Annotated in this window: 19 protein-coding genes; 8 read left to right on the top strand and 11 right to left on the bottom strand. The window is 64.7% G+C overall.

Going from position 1 to position 24,200, the window contains the following annotated elements:
* Nucleotides 1-53 precede the first annotated feature (53 nt).
* The 3 genes from ABD05_RS13375 to ABD05_RS13365 all read right to left on the bottom strand — a co-directional run bounded on the left by ABD05_RS13375 (nucleotide 54) and on the right by ABD05_RS13365 (nucleotide 1,318).
* On the bottom strand, nucleotides 54-500 hold the full coding sequence (locus ABD05_RS13375) for a TadE family protein (RefSeq protein ID WP_047900538.1): 447 nt from the start codon (nucleotides 498-500) through the stop codon (nucleotides 54-56).
* Nucleotides 497-997 (bottom strand): A24 family peptidase, encoded by a 501-nt coding sequence (locus tag ABD05_RS13370; protein WP_047900537.1) that lies wholly within the window; start codon nucleotides 995-997, stop codon nucleotides 497-499. Before ABD05_RS13370 ends, ABD05_RS13375 begins: the two co-directional genes overlap by 4 nt.
* Before the next feature lie 114 nt (nucleotides 998-1,111).
* Nucleotides 1,112-1,318, bottom strand: a complete 207-nt coding sequence (locus tag ABD05_RS13365; RefSeq protein ID WP_047900536.1) for a Flp family type IVb pilin — start codon at nucleotides 1,316-1,318, stop codon at nucleotides 1,112-1,114.
* 677 nt (nucleotides 1,319-1,995) lie between these two features.
* On the opposite strand from ABD05_RS13365, the gene ABD05_RS13360 reads away from it, so the two are divergent.
* The 4 genes from ABD05_RS13360 to ABD05_RS13345 all read left to right on the top strand — a co-directional run bounded on the left by ABD05_RS13360 (nucleotide 1,996) and on the right by ABD05_RS13345 (nucleotide 7,590).
* Nucleotides 1,996-3,666, top strand: coding sequence for a collagen-like triple helix repeat-containing protein (locus ABD05_RS13360; RefSeq protein WP_047900535.1), 1,671 nt, complete (start codon nucleotides 1,996-1,998; stop codon nucleotides 3,664-3,666).
* Nucleotides 3,667-3,706: 40 nt separating this feature from the next.
* Complete coding sequence (locus ABD05_RS13355) at nucleotides 3,707-5,134, top strand: collagen-like triple helix repeat-containing protein (protein ID WP_047900534.1); 1,428 nt, start codon at nucleotides 3,707-3,709, stop codon at nucleotides 5,132-5,134.
* Between the two features lie 142 nt (nucleotides 5,135-5,276).
* Nucleotides 5,277-6,962 carry a ShlB/FhaC/HecB family hemolysin secretion/activation protein gene (locus tag ABD05_RS13350; RefSeq protein WP_047900533.1) on the top strand — a complete coding sequence of 562 codons (1,686 nt, stop codon included), beginning with the start codon at nucleotides 5,277-5,279 and terminating at the stop codon, nucleotides 6,960-6,962.
* Nucleotides 6,963-7,128: 166 nt separating this feature from the next.
* Nucleotides 7,129-7,590: a DUF2147 domain-containing protein gene (locus ABD05_RS13345; RefSeq protein ID WP_047900532.1), complete on the top strand. Its 462-nt coding sequence runs from the start codon at nucleotides 7,129-7,131 to the stop codon at nucleotides 7,588-7,590.
* A 103-nt stretch (nucleotides 7,591-7,693) separates the two neighbouring features.
* On the opposite strand, the gene ABD05_RS13340 is transcribed toward ABD05_RS13345, so the two are convergent.
* The 6 genes from ABD05_RS13340 to typA form a co-directional block, all read right to left on the bottom strand.
* Entirely contained in the window at nucleotides 7,694-8,104 is a 411-nt protein-coding gene (locus tag ABD05_RS13340) for a transposase (protein WP_047900531.1), read from the bottom strand.
* 144 nt (nucleotides 8,105-8,248) lie between these two features.
* Complete coding sequence (zapE, locus tag ABD05_RS13335; protein WP_047900530.1) at nucleotides 8,249-9,346, bottom strand: cell division protein ZapE; 1,098 nt, start codon at nucleotides 9,344-9,346, stop codon at nucleotides 8,249-8,251.
* A gap of 105 nt (nucleotides 9,347-9,451) precedes the next feature.
* Nucleotides 9,452-10,882, bottom strand: coding sequence for a dihydrolipoyl dehydrogenase (lpdA, locus tag ABD05_RS13330; RefSeq protein ID WP_047900529.1), 1,431 nt, complete (start codon nucleotides 10,880-10,882; stop codon nucleotides 9,452-9,454).
* 81 nt (nucleotides 10,883-10,963) lie between these two features.
* The gene (odhB, locus tag ABD05_RS13325) at nucleotides 10,964-12,235 is read right to left on the bottom strand and encodes a 2-oxoglutarate dehydrogenase complex dihydrolipoyllysine-residue succinyltransferase (RefSeq protein WP_047900528.1); all 1,272 of its coding nucleotides are present in this window, start codon (nucleotides 12,233-12,235) and stop codon (nucleotides 10,964-10,966) included.
* A gap of 135 nt (nucleotides 12,236-12,370) precedes the next feature.
* Nucleotides 12,371-15,235, bottom strand: a complete 2,865-nt coding sequence (locus ABD05_RS13320; protein ID WP_047900527.1) for a 2-oxoglutarate dehydrogenase E1 component — start codon at nucleotides 15,233-15,235, stop codon at nucleotides 12,371-12,373.
* 319 nt (nucleotides 15,236-15,554) lie between these two features.
* The gene (gene typA, locus ABD05_RS13315) at nucleotides 15,555-17,381 is read right to left on the bottom strand and encodes a translational GTPase TypA (RefSeq protein ID WP_047900526.1); all 1,827 of its coding nucleotides are present in this window, start codon (nucleotides 17,379-17,381) and stop codon (nucleotides 15,555-15,557) included.
* Nucleotides 17,382-17,712: 331 nt separating this feature from the next.
* Here typA and ABD05_RS13310 point away from each other — a divergent pair, with 331 nt between their 5' ends.
* The 4 genes from ABD05_RS13310 (at nucleotide 17,713) to ABD05_RS13295 (ending at nucleotide 22,646) form a co-directional block, all read left to right on the top strand.
* Complete coding sequence (locus tag ABD05_RS13310; RefSeq protein ID WP_047900525.1) at nucleotides 17,713-18,204, top strand: MarR family winged helix-turn-helix transcriptional regulator; 492 nt, start codon at nucleotides 17,713-17,715, stop codon at nucleotides 18,202-18,204.
* Nucleotides 18,205-18,291: 87 nt separating this feature from the next.
* Entirely contained in the window at nucleotides 18,292-19,788 is a 1,497-nt protein-coding gene (locus ABD05_RS13305) for an efflux transporter outer membrane subunit (protein ID WP_047900524.1), read from the top strand.
* A 52-nt stretch (nucleotides 19,789-19,840) separates the two neighbouring features.
* Nucleotides 19,841-21,058, top strand: coding sequence for an HlyD/EmrA/EmrK family protein (locus ABD05_RS13300; protein ID WP_047900523.1), 1,218 nt, complete (start codon nucleotides 19,841-19,843; stop codon nucleotides 21,056-21,058).
* A gap of 28 nt (nucleotides 21,059-21,086) precedes the next feature.
* Nucleotides 21,087-22,646, top strand: coding sequence for a DHA2 family efflux MFS transporter permease subunit (locus ABD05_RS13295; protein WP_047900522.1), 1,560 nt, complete (start codon nucleotides 21,087-21,089; stop codon nucleotides 22,644-22,646).
* Nucleotides 22,647-22,743: 97 nt separating this feature from the next.
* On the opposite strand, the gene truB is transcribed toward ABD05_RS13295, so the two are convergent.
* A complete protein-coding gene (gene truB / locus ABD05_RS13290; RefSeq protein ID WP_047900521.1) occupies nucleotides 22,744-23,676 on the bottom strand; it encodes a tRNA pseudouridine(55) synthase TruB in 933 nt (310 codons plus the stop codon).
* Between the two features lie 13 nt (nucleotides 23,677-23,689).
* The gene (gene rbfA / locus ABD05_RS13285; protein ID WP_034190142.1) at nucleotides 23,690-24,088 is read right to left on the bottom strand and encodes a 30S ribosome-binding factor RbfA; all 399 of its coding nucleotides are present in this window, start codon (nucleotides 24,086-24,088) and stop codon (nucleotides 23,690-23,692) included.
* Nucleotides 24,089-24,200: the final 112 nt, after the last annotated feature.

Genomic DNA, 24,200 nt, shown 5'->3' with positions numbered 1-24,200 from the left:
TTCTTTTTGCCCGATTCGCGAGTCAGCGTGCCCGTCGCGTCACGATGAGTACTTCACAGCATCGACTGCGGAATTTGCACGACCGCCGTGCTCGTCAACGGTTGAGTCAGTATCGATCCCAAAAGTGGCATGCTCGTTATCCAGCTCTGGGGGGTGTAGTTCACCGTGACCGACAGGCAGTACAACGACGGCGGAGTCGACTTGTCATAACTGCATTGGAGCGCCACGACCTGTGGCGTGCCGACATTCAGCCAGGCCACGACGCTCTGTGCAGTCGTCGTTGCGTTCGTCATGCGTGCAGCAAGACTTGGGGCGTAACTCAACCCGGCCCGTGCGCCCTCGCTGGCAGCAAACGTGAGGCTCTGCTGGATCGTGAAAATCATCCCGAAACTGAGGATGCCGTAGAAAATCACGAACAACAGCGGGAATACGATCGCAAACTCGACCGCCGTCGCGCCACGCTGCCGCCGGCGTCCACGCGGCTGCATCTGTCGTTTCATCGCACGCCCCCCGTTGCGACAAGAAAAACGACCCACGCAGCAGCCGGCGCCGCGAGGCATGCCGCATAGGGTGTTGCCCGGTATCCGCCGAGCGCCATTGCCGGTTTGCCCCGCCGCCGCAACGCGCCGATCGACGTGCGCGACAACAGCATCAGCGCAAGGGCATGAAAACCGGCGACGAGACTGGCGGCAACCCAGATCCACAGCAGCGCATTCGCGCCGCACCACACGCCGATCACGGCAAAGATCTTTACGTCCGCCGCGCCCATGACGCGAAGCAAAAAGAGCGGGAAAAAGGCGACCAACCCGACCAGCAGGCCGATCATGGCCTGCGCCGGGAGAATGCCGAACGGACTGGCGTTCAAATACGCTCCGCTCAAGCCACAGGCCAACCCCGCCAGGACGAGCGAATTCGAAACGCGCCGAAAGCGGATGTCGCTGGTTGCGACGAACGCAGCCCAGACCAGGAACATCCCGCTGAAAATGAAATGTGCCATCGCACCGCAACCTGCCAAAAATGTCGCGGTGGGCGGACTACCAAGGGTAATCCGCCCACCACAACACCAAGACGACCCCTTGTTTCGAGGTCGTACCAATTAACGCCAGGTGGGTTACGTAAAGATTTTGGCAACCGTGCAGTTCGCGCCGCCCGGGGTGGTGATACATGACCCGAGATTCGTGAACATATTGCCGAGACTGGTGCCGATCGACGAAGCACCAGCCAGGATCGCGACAGCGATAAGACCCGCAATCAGACCGTACTCGATCGCGGTAACCCCGTTGTTTTCCCTAAGGAAACGCTTGATGATTGCTTTCATTTTATTCCTCGTGCCTGAATTTACGTTCTTTGGCCTTTTATACGTAGTACATCCCCGCATATTGGCCGTTGCCCCATGTCGTTCGCCACATCTTCTGCAGCGACAACCGAGTGCGCTTTCTTTATAGGTCGCCCCAAAGGGCATGTCTCACGATTTGATGCAAGTTAACATTCGCGATAGCAACCCTCCTCGAACGTCGTGTACCGAACCGTACATTTGCTTACATCTGCTCCCGATTCTATATCCGATCCTATTTACTTTCCAACCTCTTTTAACCGCTCGGATCGAAAAAAATGACCTGGAACACAACGTATTTGTACGGCGTTTCGGTACGTCTTACACATAGGATTTACGATAGGTTAGATGTGCACACCTAATCCACCAGTAAAACAATTGCCTCGTCCACCAAGCCTCCGCGCACCCCACGTTACGCCGCACGCGTAACGCCAATGTTGTGACGTTACGTTACGAAACGGCCGAAACCGTTCTCATTCGTCTGCACTTAAACAGATTCAACAATCTTTCAATTTCCATAACTTCCTTTTCCGACAAGGAATTGCCTCGTTTAAAACCTGTTGTCGAACCGTCGGGCATCGAAATGGCACGACAGTTGCAGAGTAGACCTCGCATCACTCAACACAACGCAGTTCACAACACATTTTTAATGCGAGGAAGAAATGGACATTAAGGTTATCCCTCATGGCGTGTTCCGGACGACTCTGATCGCGGCCACCGTTGCAGCCATGCTTTCCCTCTCCGCGTGCGGCGGCTCCGGTTCCATCAGCCAGGGCCTCGGCAGTGGCCACTCGAGCTCGGGCGGCGGCGATTCGATCTCGACGTCCGGCGGCGGCACCTCGGGCGGCACGTCGGGTTCGACGAGCGGCAGCACGTCGGGCAGCACCAGCGGCTCGACCAGCGGCAGCACGAGCGGTTCGACGAGCGGCAGCACCAGCGGCTCGACGAGTGGAACGACCAGCGGCACGAGCGGCACCTCGGGTGTGTCGTCGAACGCGGTGGGAACTATCCTCGCAAACAGCAGCAATCTCGTTACGGGTGTCGGCGGAACCGTCTCGGGTCTCGGCTCCGTCATCGCCAGCCAGTCGCTGCCGGGCGTGAACCCGGCCACCACGCAAGCGGCGGGCGGCATCGTGCAAAGCGTAGGCGGTGCGGTGACCGCACTCGGCAACGGCCTCGGCAATGGTCTCGGCCAGCTCGGCGCAACGAAGGATCCGATCGGCACCACGGTCGCCAGCACGGGCGGCGTGGTCAATCAGCTCGGCGGTGCGGTCACGCAGACCGGCAACCTGGTCACGAGCCTCGGCAGCGGCCCGCTGTCGCCGCTCGCCCCGGTCACGGGTGCAGTCGGCGGCCTCGTGTCGACGCTCGGCGGCGCCGTGTCGAACGGCGGCACCACCCTCACCAACGCGCTGTCGACCGGCCCGATCCAGCAGGTCACGCAGACGGTCAGCTCGGCCATCACGCCGATCACGACGATGGTTGGCCAGACGACCCAGACGATCGGCACGGCGACCGGCCTCGGCGCCCCCGTCAACACGCTGCTCGGTACGGTCGGCAACGGCCTGAACCAGGCCGGCGCGCTGCTCGCGTCTGCAGGCGGCAACCCCGTGACGACGGGCCTCGGCAACACCGTCTCGGCGACGGGCAATACCGTGAAGGCCGTCGGCGGCCTGCTCACGGGCGGCACCGGCGGCGTGACCAACCCGCTCGCACCGCTCACGGGCCTCGTCTCGACGGTTACCGGCGCACTCGGCGGCGCAACGGGTGGCGGCAGCGGCCCGCTCGCTCCGGTCACCGGCCTCGTCTCGACGGTTACCGGCGCACTCGGCGGCGCAACGGGTGGCGGCAGCGGCCCGCTCGCTCCGGTCACCGGCCTCGTCTCCACGGTTACCGGCGCACTCGGTGGCGCAACGGGTGGCGGCAGCGGCCCGCTCGCCCCGGTCACCGGCCTCGTCTCCACGGTCACCGGCGCACTCGGTGGCGCTGCAGGCGGCAGCGGCAGCCCGCTCGCGCCGGTCACGGGCCTCGTCTCGACGGTCACGGGCGCGCTCGGCGGTGCAACAGGCGGTACGAGCGGCAGCCCGCTCGCGCCGGTCACGGGTCTCCTCGGTGCAGTCACGGGCGCACTCGGCGGCGCGACGGGCGGCGCAGGCGGCAGCAGCCCGCTCGCTCCGGTGACGAATGCCGTGTCCACGGTCACCAGCACGGTCGGCGTACCGGCACTGAGCGGCGGCACGGGTGCCGTCACGAACTCGGGCTCGTCGTCGAATCCGCTCGCGCCTGTCACGTCGCTGATCGGCGGCCTGCTCGGCGGCACGCACGGCAAGTAAGCCAATATCCATTCATCGACAAGACAGCGAGGAGTCCTTCATGTCCCAGCAACGTTCTCTCACGACGACCGCCCTGCGCCAGTGGCGCATGCCCCTCACCGCCTTCGCCGCAGCCTGCCTGCTGGCCGCCTGCGGCGGCGGCGGCGTCAGCTCGCCGCCGACCAGCAGCAACAACAGCGGTTCGACCAGCGGCACCAGCGGTACGTCCGGCACGAGCGGCACCAGCGGCACGACCACCGGCACCAAAGGTGTCGTCAGCACGGTCGGCCAGACGGCCACCGACCTCGGCAGCACGGTCGGCAACATCAGCCTGCCGGGCCTCGGCGACGGCGTGACGAAGGGTGTCGGCAGCACGCTCTCCAGCACCGGCACGATCGTCGGCGCAGCCGCCGATGCCGTAAGCAACGGGCTGGGGCAGATCGGCTCGACGAAGGATCCGGTCGGCACGACGGTTGCCGGTCTCGGCAATGTCGTCGGCGCGACGAGCAACACGGTGTCCGGCCTGAGCTCGACGGTCAAGGCGCTCGGCACGGGCCCGCTCGCGCCGCTCGCGCCCGTCACGACCCCGGTCGGCACCGTGCTCGACACGGTCGCCAACGGCCTGACGGCCGCCGGCACGACGATCGGCTCGACGCTGTCGTCGGGTGCCGTGCAGCAGGTCACGCAGCCGCTCAGCTCGGCGATCACGCCGCTCGTAATCACCGCCGGCCAGGTCACGCAACAGGTCGGCACGACGACCGGCCTCGGCCAACCCGTCTCGGGCCTGCTCGGCCAGGTCGGCGGCGCGATCAGCTCGGCGGGCAAGCAGGTCGGCAGCACGTCGAACCAGCCGCTCGTCGGCGATGTCGGTCAACTCGTGACCGCGGTCGGCAACACCGTGACCAACGCGGGCGGTCTCGTCAACCCGAACGGCCCGAACGGTGCGGCACCGATCCCCGGCCTGATCACGAGCCTCGTCGGCGGCTCGACCGCTGGCGTCCAGAACGGCACGTCGTCGGGCTCCGGTTCGACGAACCCGCTCGGCGGCCTGCTGTCGGGTCTCGGCTCGACGCCGCTCGGCTCGCTCACGGGCGCACTCGGCGGCGCAACCGGTGGCACGAGCAGCGGCCCGCTCGCTCCCGTCACCGGCCTCGTGTCGACGGTCACCGGTGCACTCGGTGGCGCGGCAGGCGGCAGCGGCGGCCCGCTCGCCCCCGTCACGAATCTCGTGTCGACGGTCACGGGCACGCTCGGCGGCGCAACGGGTGGCGCAGGCAGTGCAAACCCTCTCGCGCCTGTCACCGGTTTGCTGAATACTGTCACCGGAGCAGTCGGCGGTGCAGCGGGATCCGGGGGCGCGAGCCCGCTCGCGCCGGTCACGTCGCTGGTCGGCGGCGTGTCGGGTACGGCATCGTCGGGCGGCGGTTCGACGGGGCTGCTGGCGCCGGTAACGGGGTTGCTGGGTACGCTGGGTAGCGTTGGCAAGTAAGAAGGACGGTCGCACCTTCGCAGCCGGAGCGAGTGGCGCGGCCGTACAAATACAACCGGCATTGCGGCACGCGTCGCGCGACACCTTTGTGTCGCGCGACGGCATTAGAAAGAAGATGAAAAAAGGCCTACGAGGAAGAACAATGCAATCCAGACTCGACAGATGGATGATGCTGCTCGCCATCGCGGCAGCAAGCACGGCACATGCACAAACGCGCGTCGCGGGTAACCCGCTCGACTCCCTTCCCCAGATCAACGCACCGAAGACGGGCCCTAACGTCACCGTGCAGGTCGCACCCCAGGCGCCGCAACTGCAGGAGTTGCTGTCGCGACACCTGACGCCGACGACGTTCCAGGTCGAAGGCGTCAAGTCGGTACCGTTCGAGGAAATCTCGCAGCGCTTCACGCCCCTCGTCGGCAAGGACATCACGATCGGCCAGTTGATCGAAACCGCCAACGGCGTGACGAAGCTGTACCAGGATCGCGGCTACGCGCTGTCGTTCGCGTTCGTTCCCGCGCAGACATTCGAGAACGGCGTCGTGCGTATCACGGTTGTCGAAGGTTATGTGTCGGACGTCAAGGTCACCGGCAAACCCGGCGCGATGGAACCGAAGATTCGCGCGATCGCCGCGCATATCACTGCCGATCGCCCGCTGCGCCGCGCGACGTTCGAGCGCTACGTGAATACCTTCGGCCTGCTGCCCGGCCTCACGGTGAAAGCGAATGTGCCGCCGCCGCAAACCACCGACGGTGCAACGACGCTCGAACTCGCGGTCGACCGCAAGCCGTTCAACGTCAGCACCGGTATCGACTTCAACCACCCGGGCGTCCAGGGCCTCATCACCGCGACCGAAAACGGCCTCACGTCGTTCGGCGAGCAATTGAGCATCTCCGCGCTGGCGCCGCCGGGGCGTGACAAGCAGACCTACTTCGCGTTCAGCGGCGCGGTACCCGTCGGCAGCAGCGGCCTGATCACGCGCCTCGACGCAAGCACGTATCGCGGCAAGCCGACCGACAACCCGGGCTTGCCGTCGACCGTCGAGCGGACCGTCAAGAACGAAAAACTCGGTCTTTCGGCATCCTATCCGTTGCTGCTGAACAACCAGCGCAGCCTGCTCGGCACCGTGTCGGGTTATGCATCGCACAACGAAGACCGCTACCAGAACAAAATCAACGGCGCGACCCTCGATAACCGATCGCAAGTGCGCGTGATGCAACTGCAACTCGACTACACGAGCGTCGAGCCGAAGCAGGTGCGGAAACTGAGTGTCAACGTCGCCAAGGCATTCGACATCCTCGGTGCGTCAAAATCGCAGATCGGCACGAATGGCGGCACCACGACTACCTATGCAGACCCGATTTCGCTGACCTTCGTCCGCACCGGTGCGACCTTCACGCAAACGAACGAATGGCCGTTCCGGATCGGCACGTCGGTTTCGCTGACCGGGCAATACAGCCCCGATTCGCTGCCGACGTCCGAGCAGATCTCGTTCGGCTCGACCCGCTACGCGCTCGGCTACCAGCCCGGCGAAACGTCGGGCGACTCGGGCTGGGGGATGTCGCTGGAGGTCAACCGCGGCTTCACGCCGGGCTGGACGTATCTGAAATCCGTCACGCCGTACATCGCGTACGACATGGCGCGCGTGTACCTGCACGCGGGCACGCCGTCGCCGAGCCGCCTGTCGTCGGTCGGCATCGGCGTGCGGTTCACGGACAGCCGCTACTACAGCCTCGACCTGAACGTCGCGAAACCGGTGGGCGACGCCCCCGTCGAAAGCGCATCGCGCAGCCCGCGCATCAACGCCGCATTCTCGTATCAGCTCAACTGATCGGTCGGCACACAGCCCGCGTCACGCGGGCTGTTTCGATTAGAGTCCCCTCTATCAAACGTGGCGCGCGGATTCACGTATTCTGGCGAAGCTCGCAACATGCCCGCCCCATGCAGACGGTCGTGCGAGCGAATCGAACACGACATGCAAAACAAGGAGGATGACAATGATTCAACTGACCCGCCCGTTGCGTGCAATGGCCATCGCCGGCGCACTGCTCGCCTGCGCAGCACCCACGTTCGCTCAAGCCGACAGCCCGCTCGGCATGTGGCAGACGATCGACGACAACACCCATCAACCGAAGGCACTCGTGCAGATCGCCGAGGACGGCGACGGTGCGCTGACGGGCAAGGTCGTCAAGGGTCTCGGCGCGAACGATACGCCCGATCGCCGCTGCACCGCCTGCACGGACGAGCGCAAGGATCAGCTCATCAAGGGCATGACGATCATCAAGGCGATGAAGAAGGAAGGCGACCACTGGGACGGCGGCAACATTCTCGACCCTGAGAACGGCAAGGTCTACAAGTGCAAGATGACGCTTGAAGACGGCGGCCAGAAGCTCGTCGTGCGCGGTTACATCGGCGTGTCGCTGCTCGGCCGTTCACAGACCTGGGTTCGCCAGCAATAACGCAGCACGCGCTGAAACGCGCGACTCAATGAAAAAATCGGCCTGCGACGGAGTCGTCAGGCCGATTTTCTTTTGGTGCGTGCGTAGAAGCAAGCGACGGACATCATGCCGCGTGCTTCAGCGCGTCCGGCGCATAGCCGCCCGGTGTGCGACACGCGGGCGCCACGTTGCTACGCGCCTCCGCTGCCTTCGATTGCGCGTGCTTGCGCATCCGTGTGGACAATTCGTTGCACAGACTCACGCCCGAATCGCCATAGAGCTCACGCATCACGTTCAACAACGTGCCCGTCTCGTGCCAGACCTTGAAGCGGCGATGACATGTCTGATACGAAGGGTAACGGCGCGGCATGGCGGACCACGTTGCGCCGCTGTAGATCACCCAGAGCACGCCGTTCAGTACGGCACGCGTATTGGCCAGCGGTCGGCCGCGCAACTCGGTGCGCGGCTGCATTTCGGGCAGAAGCGGCGCGACGCAGCGCCACTCGTGGTCGGTCAGATCGCGATACGGTGTCATGGACATCTCCAGCCTTGGTAACCATGACACAACGATATCGGCTCACCTCAACGATGAATATAAGACAAATCCGAAAATACCCCGAGATTGCATGGATTTGACCGGAATTGACGTTTGAATCGCGCCAATTAACGAGAATCGCAATCAGGTCAGCGAAGTATCGACGATACGGCGCGGCGTTTCAAGATACTCCTTCGACTGCATCTCGACGATACGCGAGACCGTGCGCGCAAATTCGTTGGCCATCGGGCCTTCGACGTACAACTGCTCCGCCGGCACCGCCGCGGACATCAGCAGCTTGACCTTGTGGTCGTACAGCACGTCGATCAGCCAGGTGAAGCGGCGCGCCTCGGACGCCATCCGCGGCGACATCTGCGGCACCTCGGACAGCACGATCGCGTGGAAACGGCTCGCGAGTTCGAGATAGTCGTTCTGCGATCGCGGGCCGCCGCACAGCGTCGCGAAGTCGAACCATACGACGCCGTCCGCCTTGCGCAGCGCCTTCAGCTCGCGCTTCTCGATATGCAGGATCGGGCTCTCGTCGGGTACCGCGGCGAGCTTTCCGAATGCATGGCGCAATTCTCGATCGGCGTCGGCACCGAGCGGCGTGTGATACATCTTCACCTGCGCGAGCGTGCGCTGGCGATAGTCGACACCCGCGTCGACGTTGAGCACGTCGAGCTTGTCCTTGATCAGCGCGATCGCCGGCAGCATGCGATCGCGATGCAGCCCGTCCGGATACAGGTCGTCGGGATCGTAGTTGGACGTCATCACGAACTGCACGCCGTTGTTGAACAGGCGATCGAGCAGACGGTACAGGATCATCGCGTCGGCGATGTCCGACACGTGGAACTCGTCGAAGCAGATCAGCCGGTAGCGCTTCGCGATGCGCCGCGCGAGTTCGTCGAGCGGATCGGCCTGCCCTTTCAGCTCCTCGAGCTCGCGGTGCACTTCGCGCATGAATTCGTGGAAATGCAGGCGCGTCTTGCGCTGCACGGGTACGACCGCGTAGAAGCTGTCCATCAGGAAGCTCTTGCCGCGACCGACGCCGCCCCACATGTAGACGCCGCGCGGGAGGTCCGGATGAATGATGAGCTTCTTGAACGCGTTCGATCGGCGCGACTTGTATTCGACCCACTCGTCGAAACAGCGCTGCAGGCGATCGACGGCCGCGCGCTGCGCGGGATCGGACTGATAGCCGCGCGTGGTCAGCTCGCGCGTGTAGTATTCGGTGACGTTCATCGGGGCAAACCGGAAATGACGAAGGCGAGCGGGAAATCCCGCCCGCCTTCGTCGTAGAACCGCGGCGCCGGCCACGGAACGGGCCGGCGCGTCGGTCAGTGCGCGTTAGCTGTTCAGCGAGCGCTTGTCGACGGCGAGCGCCGCTTCGCGCATCACTTCCGACATCGACGGGTGCGGATGGCAGATGCGGGCGATGTCTTCCGACGCCGCCTTGAATTCCATCGCCACCACGGCTTCCGCGATCAGGTCCGACGCGTTCGCAGCGATCACGTGCACGCCGAGCAGTTCGTCCGTCTTCGCGTCCGCGATCATCTTCACGAAGCCGTCCGGTGCGTTCATGCCGAGCGCACGGCCGTTGATCGAGAACGGGAACTTGCCCGACTTGATCTCGCGGCCTTCCGCCTTCAGTTGCTGCTCCGTCTTGCCGACCCACGCGATTTCCGGGTACGTGTAGATCACCCACGGAATGCAGTTGTAGTCGATGTGCGGCTTCTGGCCGTCGATCACTTCCGCGACCAGCACGCCTTCGTCTTCCGCCTTGTGCGCGAGCATCGGGCCGCGCACCACGTCGCCGATCGCATACACGTTCGGCACCGCCGTGCGGCAGTGGTCGTCGACGTCGATGAAGCCGCGCTCGTTCGCCTTCAGGCCGATCGCCTCGAGGCCGAGGTTGTCGGTGTTCGGCACGCGGCCGACCGACACGATCAGGCGGTCGGCGTCGAGCGTCTGCGCGTTGCCGTCCTTGTCCGTGTAGGCGATCGACACGCTGTCCGCGGTCGTCTTCACTTCGTCGATCTTCACGCCGAGATTGATGTCGAGGCCTTGCTTCTTGAACAGCTTGGCCGCTTCCTTCGCGAGCGCTTCGTCGGCTGCGCCGAGGAACGCCGGCAGCGCTTCGAGCACCGTCACTTCGGCGCCCAGGCGACGCCACACTGAGCCGAGTTCGAGGCCGATCACGCCTGCGCCGATCACGGCGAGCTTCTTCGGCACCGAGTCGAACGTCAGTGCGCCTTCGTTGTCCGACACGATCTTGTTGTCGACCGGGACGCCCGGCAGGTGACGCGCCTTCGAGCCCGTCGCGATGATCACGTTCTTCGCGGTGACGACTTCGGATTCACCCTCGCCGCTCACTTCGATCTGCACGCCGGCGTCGGTCTTGCCGGTGAACTTGCCATGGCCCTTCAGCCAGGTGATCTTGTTCTTCTTGAACAGGAACTCGATCCCGCTCGTCATCTTCTCGACGATCGCATCCTTGCGGCCGAGCATCTTCGCGATGTCGAGCTTCACGCCTTCGACTTCGATGCCGTGATCGGCCAGGTGATGCGACGTGTTCTCGAACTCTTCCGACGACGCGAGCAGCGCCTTCGACGGGATGCAACCGACGTTCAGGCAGGTGCCGCCGAGCTTCAGCGCGCCGGCCGGGTTCTTCCACTTCTCGATACAGGCAACGGTCTTGCCGAGCTGTGCGGCGCGGATCGCTGCGATGTAGCCGCCGGGGCCGGCGCCGATCACGACGACGTCAAATTCCTTGGACATGACAATCCTTTCTTCTTGTGCATCCGCACGGGCGCGCGTTTCGCGCACCCGTGCGGAGCGGGTCAATGCAGTGAACCTGGCTTACAGATCGAGCAGCAGGCGTGCCGGATCCTCGAGCGCATCCTTCATCGCGACGAGCGACAGCACGGCTTCGCGGCCGTCGATGATGCGGTGGTCGTACGACAGCGCGAGGTAGTTGATCGGACGGATCACGATCTGGCCGTTTTCGACGACCGGACGCTCCTTCGTCGCGTGCACGCCGAGGATGGCCGACTGCGGCGGGTTGATGATCGGGGTCGACAGCATCGAGCCGAACACGCCGCCGTTCGAGATCGAGAACGTACCGCCCGTCATTTCCTCGATCGACAGCTTGCCGTCCTTCGCCTTCTGGCCGAATTCGGCGATCTTCTTCTCGATGTCGGCGAGGCTCAGTTGATCCGCATTGCGCAGGATCGGCACCACGAGGCCGCGCGGCGAGCCGACGGCGATACCGATGTCGAAATAGCCGTGGTAGACGATGTCGTTACCGTCGATCGACGCGTTCACGAGCGGGAACTTCTTCAGCGCATGCACGGCCGCCTTCACGAAGAACGACATGAAGCCGAGCTTCACGCCATGTTCCTTCTCGAACTTGTCCTTGTACTTGTTGCGCAGCTCCATGACCGGAGCCATGTTGACTTCGTTGAACGTCGTCAGGATCGCGTTGGTCTGCTGCGACTCGAGCAGACGCTCGGCGATACGCGCACGCAGGCGCGACATCGGCACGCGCTGTTCCGGACGGTCGTTCAGCCAGGTCGTCGCCGACGCCGGCACCTTCACGTCCGGCAGCGACGGCTTCGCAGCGGCCTTGGCCGGTGCGGCGGCCGGAGCGGCCTTCGGTGCGCTGCCTGCAGCCAGCGCGTCGCCCTTCGTGACGCGGCCGTCGCGGCCCGAACCTGCGACGTCGCCCGCCGACAGGCCCTTCTCGGCCAGCAGCTTCGATGCGGCCGGCGATGCGGTGGCCGACGATGCCGCTGCGGCGACCGGCTGCGCTGCCGGCGCGGCTGCAGCAGGCGCTGCTGCCGGCTGGACTTCGGCAGCGCCCGCCGCTGCTTCGGCTGCGCCTGCCTTCGCTTCGGTGTCGATCGTCGCGATCAGCTGATCGGCAACCACCGTGTCACCGTCGTTCTGCAGCACTTGCGCGAGCACGCCCGCGGCCGGTGCCGGCACTTCGAGCACGACCTTGTCGGTCTCGAGTTCGATCAGGATTTCGTCCTGCGCGACTGCTTCGCCCGGCTTCTTCTTCCACTGCAGCATGGTGGCTTCCGAAACCGACTCCGAAAGCTGGGGGACTTTGACTTCTACGATAGCCATGTGATTTTCCTGGATGCTTAATCTGGGGTATGACGAGGTTCGTGCGATTCCTTCGGCCGATGCGGCGCGCGACGCGCCCGGCAGGCCAAAAGAGACGGGAAAGCGCAGCGCGCCTTCCCGTTTCGCTTCCGTCGGTTATTTCGCGATCGATGCGCTCTTCAGGCGGCCGAAAGCACCTTCGATCAGGGCCTTCTGCTGCTCGTAGTGCTTCGCGTAGTAGCCAACCGCCGGCGAGGCCGAAGCCGGACGGCCGCTGTATGCCAGCTTCTGCCCTTCCTTCATGCCTTCCTTCAGATGGTGCTCGACGTAGAACCAGGGGCCCTGGTTCTGCGGCTCGTCCTGCACCCAGACCACTTCAGTCGCGTTCTCGTACTTCTTCATTTCGGCTTCGAACTGCTTGTGCGCGAACGGATACAGCTGCTCGATACGGATGATCGCGACGTCGTTCGCCTTCGCTTCGCGGCGATGTGCGACGAGGTCGTAATACACGCGGCCCGAGCATGCCAGCACGCGCTTGACCTTCTTCGCGTCGATGCCGCCGTCGGTTTCGCCGATCACCGGCTGGAACGAACCCTTCGCCAGTTCCGACAGGTCCGACACCGCTTCCTTGTGACGCAGCAGCGACTTCGGCGTTGCGACGATCAGCGGCTTGCGGAACAGGCGGATCATCTGGCGACGCAGCAGGTGGAAGATCTGCGCCGGCGTCGTCGGCTGGACGACCTGCATGTTGTGATCCGCGCACAGTTGCAGGAAACGCTCGATACGGGTCGACGAGTGCTCCGGACCCTGGCCTTCGTAGCCGTGCGGCAGCAGCATCGTGAGACCCGACACGCGGCCCCACTTCACTTCGCCCGACGAGATGAACTGGTCGATCACGACCTGCGCGCCGTTGACGAAGTCGCCGAACTGCGCTTCCCACAGCACGAGCGTGTTCGGCTCGGCGGTCGAGTAACCGTATTCGAAGCCCAGCACCGCTTCTTCCGACAGCACCGAGTCGATCACCGTGAACTTCGCCTGGCCTTCGGCGATGTTCTGCAGCGGCACGTACGTGCCGTCGTTCCAGCGCTCGCGGTTCTGGTCGTGCAGCACCGCGTGACGGTGCGTGAACGTGCCGCGGCCCGAGTCCTGGCCCGTCAGGCGCACCGAGTAGCCCGATGCGACGAGCGACGCGAACGCGAGGTGCTCGCCCATGCCCCAGTCGAGCGGCTGGTCGCCGCGCGCCATGTTGCGGCGGTCGTTGATCACGCGCTCGACGAGCGGGTGGACCTTGAAGTTTTCCGGGACCGTCGTGATGCGTTCGCCGAGGCGCTTCAGTTCGGCGAGCGGCACGGCCGTGTCGGCTGCATCCGTCCACTTGCGGTTCAGGAACGGAACCCAGTCGACCGCGTACTTGCTCTTGTAGTTCGACAGGACCGGGTCGACCGTGTGGTGACCGTCGTCCATCGCCTTGCGGTACGCCTTCACGAAGTTGTCGGCGTCTTCCGCGGTGATCACGCCCTGCTGCACGAGCTTCTCGGCGTACAGCGCACGGGTGCCCGGGTGCTGCGCGATCTTCTTGTACATCAGCGGCTGCGTGACGGCCGGCGTGTCCTGCTCGTTGTGACCCAGCTTGCGGAAGCAGACGATGTCGATCACGACATCCTTGTGGAACTGCATCCGGTAGTCGATCGCGATTTGCGTCGCAAGGATCACGGCTTCCGGATCGTCGCCGTTCACGTGCAGCACCGGCGCCTCGATCATCTTGACGACGTCGGTACAGTACAGCGTCGAACGCGCATCGCGCGGGTCGGACGTCGTGAAGCCGATCTGGTTGTTGATGACGATGTGCAGCGTGCCGTGCGTGCCGTAACCGCGCGTCTGGGCGAGGTTCAGCGTTTCCATCACGACGCCCTGGCCCGCGAAGGCCGCGTCGCCGTGGATCTGCACCGGCAGCACCTGCAGGCCGTCTTCGTCGCCGCGACGGTCCATCCGCGCCTTCGCGGAACCTTCGACCACCGGGTTGACGATTTCGAGGTGCGACGGGTTGAACGCGAGCGACAGGTGAACCGGGCCGCCTTGCGTCGACACGTCCGACGAGAAGCCCTTGTGGTACTTCACGTCGCCGGCCGGCAGGTCGTCGACGTGCTTGCCTTCGAATTCGGCGAACAGGTCGGCCGGCATCTTGCCCAGCGTGTTGACCAGCACGTTCAGACGGCCGCGGTGGGCCATGCCGATGATGATTTCCTGCACGCCGCGCTTGCCCGCATGCTGGACGACTTCGTCCATCGCCGCGATGAAGCTTTCGCCGCCTTCGAGCGAGAAGCGCTTCTGGCCGACGTACTTGGTATGCAGGTAGCGCTCGAGGCCTTCAGCGGCCGTGAGGCGATTCAGGATGTGCTTCTTCTCGCCCGTCGAGAAGTTCGGCGTCGCACGGGTCGATTCCAGGCGTTCCTGCCACCAGCGCTTCTGCTCCGGATCGCTGATGTACATGTACTCGGCGCCGATCGTGCCGCAGTACGTGTCGCGCAGACCCTTGACGATGTCGCGCAGCGAAGCCTGGTCGAAACCGAAATACAGATTGCTCGCGCTGTACGTCTGGTCGAGGTCGCCTTCGGAGAAGTCGTAGAACGCGGGTTCGAGTTCGGGAATGGCGGGACGTTCGCGACGCTTCAGCGGATCCAGATTGGCCCATTGCGAACCAAGGAAGCGATAAGCGCTGATGAGGGACTGGACGTGAACCTGCTTGCGCGCTGCAGCCAGATTGGTGCCGCTTTCGCGCGGGATGAAGGCATTGGCCTTCGCACGCTCGGCAAACGACTCGACGATCGGGAAATGCGCGACGTCATTGGCATTCGAACCGTCCGTTGCAGGCACATTCTGCAGCGCGTCGAAATACTCTCGCCAGTTCTCTGGCACTGACGCCGGATTGTTGAGATATGCATCGTACAGTTCTTCAACGTACGAAGCATTGCCGCCGAACAGATAGGAGTTCAGCTGAAACTGCTTCATTACATCTGACATTTTACGCTCACCTTTCTTCGAGCTTCTCGAGAAATAGCGGGTTACTCAACCTTCCGCGACACGGCCTGACCGTTTAGCGGATTGCGAATCAAGTCTTGCTTGGAAGGACCTAAAACTTGCGTGCGCGCAGCATATCACAGAACCGATACCGGAGTTCACGGCGAAATGTGCCTGAAAGCACCGCGCGACGGGGTTTTGCCGGATTGCCACCGGCCGCAGGAACAGTGTTTTGCAGACGGCCCGATTGCGCATAGCGCGGATGCAAAAAAGGCTGCCCGGAGGCAGCCTTTTCCGTGATGCACGGGAACGGTCGAAACGCTCAGTCGACCGCGCCTTCGCGGCTCGCGCGACGACGCTCGTGCTCCTTCAGGAAGCGCTTGCGCAGGCGGATCGACTGCGGCGTCACCTCGACGAGCTCGTCGTCGTCGATGAACTCGACCGCGTATTCCAGCGACATCTGGACCGGCGGCACCAGACGCACGGCTTCGTCGGTGCCCGACGCACGCACGTTGGTCAGCTGCTTGCCCTTGATCGGGTTCACGACGAGGTCGTTGTCGCGGCTGTGGATGCCGATGATCATGCCCTCATACAGCGCGTCGCCCGGCTTCACGAACATGCGGCCGCGATCCTGCAGCTTCCACAGTGCGTATGCCACGGCGGCGCCATCGTCCTGCGAGATCAGCACGCCGTTGCGGCGCTCGCCGACCGAGCCGTCCTTGACCGGTGCGTACGAGTCGAAGATGTGGCTCATCAGGCCCGTGCCGCGCGTGAGCGTCAGGAATTCGCTCTGGAAGCCGATCAGGCCGCGTGCCGAGATCTTGTATTCCAGACGCGTGCGGCCGCGGCCGTCCGACGCCATGTCGAGCATCTCGCCCTTGCGGCGACCGAGCTCTTCCATCACGCCGCCCTGGTGTTCGTCCTCGAGGTCGACCGTCAGCAGTTCGTACGGCTCGTGCTTCGCGCCGTCGATTTCCTGCATCACGACGCGCGGACGCGACACGGCCAGCTCGTAGCCTTCGCGGCGCATGTTCTCGACGAGAATCGTCAGGTGCAGCTCGCCGCGGCCCGACACTTCGAACACCGTTTCGTCGCCGGTGTCCTTCACGCGCAGCGCGACGTTGTGGTTCAGTTCCTTCATCAGGCGATCGCGGATCTGGCGGCTCGTCACGAACTTGCCTTCGCGGCCTGCGAGCGGCGACGAGTTGACGAGGAAGTTCATCGTCAGCGTCGGCTCGTCGACCGTGATCATCGGCAACGCTTCCGGCGTATCCACCGCGCAGATCGTTGCGCCGATGCCGACATCTTCAATACCGTTGATCAGCACGATGTCGCCCGCTTCGGCCGAGTCGACCTGCACGCGCTCGAGGCCCTTGAACGACAGCACCTGGTTGATCTTGCGGTTCAGCACGTCGCCTTCCGGGCCGAAGCGCATCACGACCGGCTGGCCCGGCTTGATGCGGCCGCGCGTGATGCGGCCGACGCCGATCCGGCCGACGTACGTCGAATAATCGAGCGACGTGATCTGGAGCTGCAGCGGCGCTTCCGGGTCGGCCGGGCGGACCGGCACGTGCGCGAGGATCGCCTCGAACAGCGGACGCATGTCGCCTTCGCGCGCGGCCGGGTCGAGCGACGCATAGCCGTTCAGGCCCGATGCGTAGACGATCGGGAAGTCGAGCTGCTCTTCGGTCGCGCCGAGCTTGTCGAACAGGTCGAACGTCTGGTTGATGACCCAGTCGATCCGCGCGCCCGGACGGTCGATCTTGTTGACGACGACGATCGGCTTCAGGCCGAGCGCGAGCGCCTTCTTCGTGACGAAGCGCGTCTGCGGCATCGGGCCCTCAACCGCGTCGACGAGCAGCAGCACCGAGTCGACCATCGACAGCACGCGCTCCACCTCGCCACCGAAGTCCGCGTGCCCCGGCGTGTCGACGATGTTGATGTGCGTGCCTTCGTACTCGACCGCGCAGTTCTTCGCGAGAATCGTGATCCCGCGCTCCTTTTCGATGTCGTTCGAATCCATCACCCGCTCCGCAATCTGCTGGTTCTCGCGGAAGGTGCCGGACTGGCGGAGCAGTTGGTCGACGAGCGTAGTCTTGCCGTGGTCGACGTGGGCGATGATGGCGATATTGCGAAGGGCGCGGGTCATAGAAACCTGGAAATCGTTTGAACGCGCAAACGCGCCCGCTCGTGTTTTTCACGGGCGCGCGCACATTGCAGCTTGGAAAGCCTCAAATTATAGCACGTGAGAGTGTCGAGAGCTGACCGGCACGTTGCGACGCAGCCAGCCGGGCATCCCTGCCCTCTCCGCGAACGCACACGTCGGCCGACGGCCCTGTCGCCGGCAGGCCGAAAAACCTTATCGGCACAAGGGATTCTTGCAACACGAAGCGCGCCCCTTGCCGTTCGATTAACATTTGCCGCGGCAAGCAATTGTGCCTATACTGCTGCCTAGTCAACTATTGCAGCTTCAGGGTTTTATGTCGGATTCTCCTACTCAACCGCCCGTTTCACCGCTGTCCACGTATCAGATGAACGACAGCGTCGGTTATCTGATGTCGCGCGTGAAGTCCGTGATGACCAACCTCGTCACGCAACGCACGCAGGAAGAGCTCGGCATCACGGGCACGCAGGCGAGCATGCTGTTCATGATCGCGGTCGGCAAGTGCTCGACGGCCGCCGAGCTCGCGCGCGAATACGGGATCGACGCGAGCGCGGTCACGCGCCTGCTCGACCGGGTCGAGAAACGCGGCCTGCTGTCCCGCGTGCGCAGCATCGAGGATCGGCGGGTCGTGCGCCTCGAACTGACCGACGAAGGCCGCGCGCTGGCCGAGCGGCTGCCGCCCATTTTCCGCAGCGTGCTCGACCAGGTGCTCGACGGGTTTACGCCGGAAGAAGTCGGGTTCCTGAAGAGCATGCTGCGCCGCATTCTCAGCAACTATTGCGAGACGGCCGGCGGCAGCCTCACGTAATAGTTGCCATAACAATTACTTTTGACAGATTAATGTAAGGAAATCCTTGCAGTGTCCATCATTCATTCCGAGTCAGGGGTCAGCGCGATGAAATCCTCCCCGTTGTCCGTGCGCGCCGGGTCGTGCCGCGCCGCCGTCGCCGCGGCGGTCGCCGCACTGGCGCTGGCGGGCTGCGCAAATTACATCGGCATCAAGAGCGACAAGCAGATCGCCCCCGCGTCGCAATTCGAATCCGCGCAGAGCCTGCCGGCCCAGGGCGGCCAGTGGCCGGCGCTCGACTGGGCCAACCAGTTCGGCGATCCGCAATTGCCGAAGCTGATCGACGAAGCTCTCCAGGGCAATCCGTCGATCGCGCAGGCGCAGGCGCGTATCGCGAAGGCATCGTCGTACATCGAATCGTCGCGTTCGAACCTGCTGCCGAAGGCCGAAGCCAGCTATTCGTGGACGCGCGAGCTGTATTCGTCGAACGCGCTGTTCCCGCCCCCGTTCGGCGGCCAGTGGTACAGCGAGAACAACGCGCTTGCGAGCGCATCGTGGGAACTCGACCTGTGGGGCAAGAACCGCGAACGCCTGCACACCGCCGTGTCGCAGGAAAAGGCCGCCGAAGCCGACATGCAGCAGGCGCGCATCACGCTCGCGTCGTCGGTCGCGCGTACCTATAACTCGCTCGCGCAGCTCTATGCGCTGCGCGACATCGCGCAACGCGAGATCTCCAACCGCGAGACGGTCGGCAAGATCACCGACGGCCGCGTCTCGGCCGGCCTCGACACCAACGTCGAACGCCAGACGGCCCGCGGCAATATCGCGACGACCCAGGCTTCGCTGTCGGATCTCGACGGCCAGATCACGACGGTGCGCTACCAGCTCGCCGCGCTGCTCGGCAAGGGCCCGGATCGCGGACTGCAGATCGCAGCGCCCGTGGTGAACCCGAGCGGCGAGGTCGCACTGCCCGGCAACCTGCCGGCCGACCTCGTTTCGCGCCGCCCCGACATCGTCGCCGCGCGCTGGCAGGTCGAGGCCGCGATGCACGACGTGAAGGAAGCGAAGGCCGAGTTCTACCCCGACGTGAACCTCGCGGCCGGCTTCGGCTTCGATGCGTTCGGCTGGGGCAAATTCCTGAACTTCGCGAGCCGCCAGGCGCAGTTCGGCCCGGCTATCCACCTGCCGATCTTCGACGGCGGCGCGCTGCGCGCCCAGCTCAAGGGCCGCTATGCGGACTTCGACCTGTCGGTGGCGAACTACAACCAGACGCTGATCGGCGCGCTGAACGACGTCGCGACGCAGGTCGCGTCGATCCGCGCGGTCGATCGCCAGATGGGCGACGCGCAACGCGCGCTCGACGCGTCGACGCGCGCCTACGATCTCGCCGTGATCCGCTACAAGGCCGGCCTGTCGCCGCAACTGCAGGTGCTGACCGCGGACAGCAACCGCCTCGCCTCGGAGCAGACGGTGACCAACCTGAAGATGCGCCGGCGCGACATGCAGCTCGCGCTGATCAAGGCGCTGGGCGGCGGATTCGACGCGACCGGCACGCCGCTCGCCGCGCCTGACGCCGACAAGCCGACAAAACAGGCCGCCAACTGATCCGGCGCCACCACTACGCAGACACTCGAAATAACGGACGGAGAAAATCGCCATGAGCGACCCTCAACAAAACGCCGCCAGCGCACAGTCGCAGAACAACGGGAAGCGCAAACGGATGATGACGCTGCTCGTCGCGGTCATCGTGATCGCGGCCATCGCGTACGGCCTGTACTACTTCCTCGTTGCCCGCTTCCATGAAGGGACCGACGATGCGTACGTGAACGGCAACGTCGTGCAGATCACGCCGCAGGTCACCGGCACCGTGATCGCCGTGAAGGCCGACGATACGCAGACGGTCAAGGCCGGCGACCCGCTGGTCGTGCTCGACCCGGCCGACTCGCAGGTCGCGCTGCAGCAGGCGGAAGCCAACCTCGCGCAGACCGTGCGCCAGGTGCGCGGCCTGTTCGTCAACGACGACCAGTACCGCGCGCAGGTCGCGCTGCGCCAGTCCGACCTGTCGAAGGCCGACGACGACCTGCGCCGCCGCATGGCCGTTGCGCAGACGGGCGCCGTGTCGCAGGAAGAGATCTCGCACGCACGTGACGCCGTGAAGGCCGCGCAAGCGTCGCTCGATGGCGCGCAGCAGCAGCTCGCATCGAACCGCGCGCTGACCGCGAACACGACGATCGCATCGCACCCGAACGTGCTCGCCGCAGCGGCGAAGGTTCGCGACGCCTACCTCGCGAACGCGCGTAACGTGCTGCCCGCGCCGGTCACCGGCTATGTCGCGAAGCGCTCGGTGCAGGTCGGCCAGCGCGTGTCGCCGGGCACGCCGCTGATGTCGGTGGTGCCGCTGAATGCCGTGTGGGTCGACGCGAACTTCAAGGAAGTCCAGCTCAAGCACATGCGCATCGGCCAGCCGGTCGAACTGACGGCCGACATCTACGGCTCGTCGGCCGTGTATCACGGCAAGGTCGTCGGCTTCTCGGCCGGCACGGGCTCGGCGTTCTCGCTGCTGCCGGCGCAGAACGCGACCGGCAACTGGATCAAGGTCGTGCAGCGCCTGCCGGTGCGTATCGAACTCGATCCGAAGGATCTCGACAAGCATCCGCTGCGCATCGGCCTGTCGATGCAGGTCGACGTGGACATCAAGGACGAACGCGGCAACCAGCTCGTCAACGCACCGAACACCGTCTACGAGACCAGCGTGTTCGCGAAGTACGGCGACGAAGCCGACGCCGAAATCGCGCGCATCATCACCGAGAACGCAGGCGGCAATGCGTCGGCGCCGGTCGCGGCGAAGCAAGGCAGCGCCGCGAAGATGATGTAACCGCTCCGACTCCGGAAAAACAACCGACATGGCTCAAGCTCCTGTCTCCTACCCGCCCTTGCAGGGCGGGAAACTCGTGCTCGGGACGATCGCCGTGTCGCTCGCGGTGTTCATGAACGTGCTCGACACGTCCATCGCGAACGTCGCGATCCCGACCATCTCGGGCGACCTCGGCGTGTCGTCCGACCAGGGCACGTGGGTCATCACGTCGTTCGCGGTCGCGAACGCGATCTCGGTGCCGCTGACGGGCTGGCTGACCGACCGTTTCGGGCAGGTCCGCCTGTTCCTCGCGTCGATCATCCTGTTCGTCATCTCGTCGTGGATGTGCGGGCTCGCGCCGAGCCTGCCGTTCCTGCTCGCGTCGCGCGTCCTCCAGGGTGCGGTCGCGGGGCCGATGATTCCGCTGTCGCAATCGCTGCTGCTGTCGAGCTATCCGCGCGCGAAGGCGCCGATGGCGCTCGCGTTGTGGTCGATGACGACACTGATCGCGCCGGTCGCGGGCCCGATCCTCGGCGGCTGGATCTCGGACAACTACTCGTGGCCGTGGATCTTCTACGTGAACATCCCGGTCGGCATCGCCGCCGCGCTCGCCACGTGGTCGATCTATCGCACGCGCGAATCGACGGTGCGCCGCGCGCCGATCGACGGCGTCGGCCTTGCGCTGCTCGTGCTGTGGGTCGGCTCGCTGCAGATCATGCTCGACAAGGGCAAGGATCTCGACTGGTTCGCGTCGACGACGATCGTCGCGCTCGCGTTGATTGCGATCATCTCGTTCGCGTTCTTCGTGATCTGGGAACTGACCGCCGAGCACCCCGTCGTCGACCTGTCGCTGTTCCGCCGGCGCAACTTTACGGGCGGCACGATCGCGCTGGCGGTCGGTTACGGGCTCTACTTCGGCAACCTCGTGCTGCTGCCGCTGTGGCTGCAGACCCAGATCGGCTACACGGCAACCGACGCCGGCCTCGTGATGGCGCCGGTCGGGCTGTTCGCGATCCTGCTGTCGCCGCTGACCGGCAAGTTCCTGCCGCGCACCGACCCGCGCTACATCGCGACCGCCGCGTTTCTCATATTCGCACTGTGCTTCTGGATGCGATCGGGCTACACGACGGGCGTCGACGAGTGGTCGCTCACGCTGCCGACGCTCGTGCAGGGCGTCGCGATGGCCGGCTTCTTCATTCCGCTGGTGTCGATCACACTGTCCGGCCTCCCCGGCCACCGCATCCCGGCGGCGTCCGGTCTGTCGAACTTCGTGCGTATCATGTGCGGCGGCATCGGCACGTCGATCTTCCAGACTGCGTGGGATCATCGCAACAACTTCCACCACGCGCAGCTGGTCGAGCAGACGAACGTGTACAACCCGACGTTCAACCAGGCCGTCACGCAGATGGGCAATCTCGGGCTGACGCAGGACCAGGCGCATGGCCTCATCAACAACCTGGCCACGCAGCAGGCCGCGCAGCTCGGCGTGAACGACCTGTTCTACATCTCGGCGGCGATCTTCGTGCTGCTGATTGCGCTGATCTGGATCACGAAGCCCGAACGCGCGGGCGGCGGCGATGCCGGTGCGGCGGCATCGGCGGCACACTGAACGCCACCCGACACCGCGCCACCGCGCGCCAAACGAAAAGCCCGGTCGAAATCGACCGGGCTTTTTCTTGCTCCGATGGCGCGCTCGCGCCGCTGCGTCAGGCGGCCGTCACGACGAGCCGTTCCGGCGCAAGCACACCATTCGCCTTGCGCGCCACGCCGAGCAGCCGCGTCGCGTCGTAGACGCGCACGCGCTCGCCGTCGGTCGCATCGATCGGCCCGAGCTCCGACAGCGGCAGGCGCTGGCCGTGCAGGAACCGCTTCGCGCTCGCGTCGTCAAGACGAACCGACGGAAACGTCGACAGCAATGCATCGACCGGCTGAAGCCACGCATCGCGCGCCGATTCGTCTGCGTCCGACAGCGCATCGAGCGTCACCGCATGCTCGAGCGTCAGCGCGCCGACGCCCGTGCGGCGCAGCATCGTCAGATGCGCACCGCAACCGAGCGCCTCGCCGATATCCTCCGCCAGCGTGCGCACATAAGTGCCCTTGCTGCAGGTCACGCGAAACGTCACGTCGGGCAGTTCGCAGGCGAGCACGTCGAGCGCATGGATCGTCACGTTGCGGCCTTCGCGCTCGACGGTCTGGCCCGCGCGCGCATATTCGTACAGCGGCTTGCCGTCGCGCTTGAGCGCCGAATACATCGGCGGGACCTGCACGATCTCGCCGGTGAAGCGCACGAGCGCGGCTTCCACCGCTGCGCGGTCGCATTCGACCGGCCGCGTGTCGATCACTTCGCCTTCCGCGTCGCCGGTGGTCGTGCGCAGGCCGAGACGCATCGTCGCTTCGTAGGTCTTGTCGGCCTCGAGCAGATCCTGCGAAAACTTCGTCGCCTCGCCGAAACACAGCGGCAGCAGCCCCGAAGCCAGCGGATCGAGCGTGCCGGTGTGACCGGCTTTCTTCGCGAGAAGCAGCCGCTTCGCGCGAATCAGCGCGTCGTTGCTCGACAGGCCGACCGGCTTGTCGAGCAGGAGGACGCCATCCAGCGCGCGCCGGGGCACGCGCGGACGTTGGGATGCTGCATTCGTCATAGGCCGGTCGAGCTCAGTCGTCCTTGGCGGGCGCGTCGGCCTCGTCGTCGTCCTTCGCACGCGTCGAGTTCGCTTCCTTGATCAGGCGCGACATTTCCACGGCCTTCTCGATCGTCTGGTCGTAGTGGAAATGCAGCGTCGGCACCGTATGAATGTGCAGGCGCTTGAACAGCAGGTTGTGCAGGTGACCCGACGCATGGTTCAGCGCCTCCTGCGTCTTTTCCGGATCGCCGGTGAGCGCCGTGAAGTAGACCTTCGCGTGTGCGTAGTCCGGCGTGAGCTCCACGCTCTGGATGGTCACGATGCCGATGCGCGGGTCTTTGACCTCGCGCATGATGAGTTCGGACAGATCTCGCTGAATCTGGTCGGCGATCTGAACGTTGCGATTGGGGGAAGTACGTTTCCTGGACATGATCGATCCCTGATTCGTTTATCAGGATAATGCGGCCGCCTTTTGGCGGGCCGCCATGAAAAATGGGCGGGACAAGCCCAAGCCTGCCCCGCCCATGAGCCGATACGCGACG

Origin of the sequence: Burkholderia pyrrocinia, assembly GCF_001028665.1 — a bacterium.
In the GTDB taxonomy this organism is placed as follows: Bacteria; Pseudomonadota; Gammaproteobacteria; order Burkholderiales; family Burkholderiaceae; genus Burkholderia; species Burkholderia pyrrocinia.
This window is presented reverse-complemented; position numbering and strand designations above follow the sequence as displayed.

Coding starts and splice junctions, on each gene's coding strand:
- ABD05_RS13375 (WP_047900538.1), bottom strand. CDS start 500: ATGAAACGACAGATGCAGCCGCGTGGACGCCGGCGGCAGCGTGGCGCG.
- ABD05_RS13370 (WP_047900537.1), bottom strand. CDS start 997: ATGGCACATTTCATTTTCAGCGGGATGTTCCTGGTCTGGGCTGCGTTC.
- ABD05_RS13365 (WP_047900536.1), bottom strand. CDS start 1,318: ATGAAAGCAATCATCAAGCGTTTCCTTAGGGAAAACAACGGGGTTACC.
- ABD05_RS13360 (WP_047900535.1), top strand. CDS start 1,996: ATGGACATTAAGGTTATCCCTCATGGCGTGTTCCGGACGACTCTGATC.
- ABD05_RS13355 (WP_047900534.1), top strand. CDS start 3,707: ATGTCCCAGCAACGTTCTCTCACGACGACCGCCCTGCGCCAGTGGCGC.
- ABD05_RS13350 (WP_047900533.1), top strand. CDS start 5,277: ATGCAATCCAGACTCGACAGATGGATGATGCTGCTCGCCATCGCGGCA.
- ABD05_RS13345 (WP_047900532.1), top strand. CDS start 7,129: ATGATTCAACTGACCCGCCCGTTGCGTGCAATGGCCATCGCCGGCGCA.
- ABD05_RS13340 (WP_047900531.1), bottom strand. CDS start 8,104: ATGACACCGTATCGCGATCTGACCGACCACGAGTGGCGCTGCGTCGCG.
- zapE (WP_047900530.1), bottom strand. CDS start 9,346: ATGAACGTCACCGAATACTACACGCGCGAGCTGACCACGCGCGGCTAT.
- lpdA (WP_047900529.1), bottom strand. CDS start 10,882: ATGTCCAAGGAATTTGACGTCGTCGTGATCGGCGCCGGCCCCGGCGGC.
- odhB (WP_047900528.1), bottom strand. CDS start 12,235: ATGGCTATCGTAGAAGTCAAAGTCCCCCAGCTTTCGGAGTCGGTTTCG.
- ABD05_RS13320 (WP_047900527.1), bottom strand. CDS start 15,235: ATGTCAGATGTAATGAAGCAGTTTCAGCTGAACTCCTATCTGTTCGGC.
- typA (WP_047900526.1), bottom strand. CDS start 17,381: ATGACCCGCGCCCTTCGCAATATCGCCATCATCGCCCACGTCGACCAC.
- ABD05_RS13310 (WP_047900525.1), top strand. CDS start 17,713: ATGTCGGATTCTCCTACTCAACCGCCCGTTTCACCGCTGTCCACGTAT.
- ABD05_RS13305 (WP_047900524.1), top strand. CDS start 18,292: ATGAAATCCTCCCCGTTGTCCGTGCGCGCCGGGTCGTGCCGCGCCGCC.
- ABD05_RS13300 (WP_047900523.1), top strand. CDS start 19,841: ATGAGCGACCCTCAACAAAACGCCGCCAGCGCACAGTCGCAGAACAAC.
- ABD05_RS13295 (WP_047900522.1), top strand. CDS start 21,087: ATGGCTCAAGCTCCTGTCTCCTACCCGCCCTTGCAGGGCGGGAAACTC.
- truB (WP_047900521.1), bottom strand. CDS start 23,676: ATGACGAATGCAGCATCCCAACGTCCGCGCGTGCCCCGGCGCGCGCTG.
- rbfA (WP_034190142.1), bottom strand. CDS start 24,088: ATGTCCAGGAAACGTACTTCCCCCAATCGCAACGTTCAGATCGCCGAC.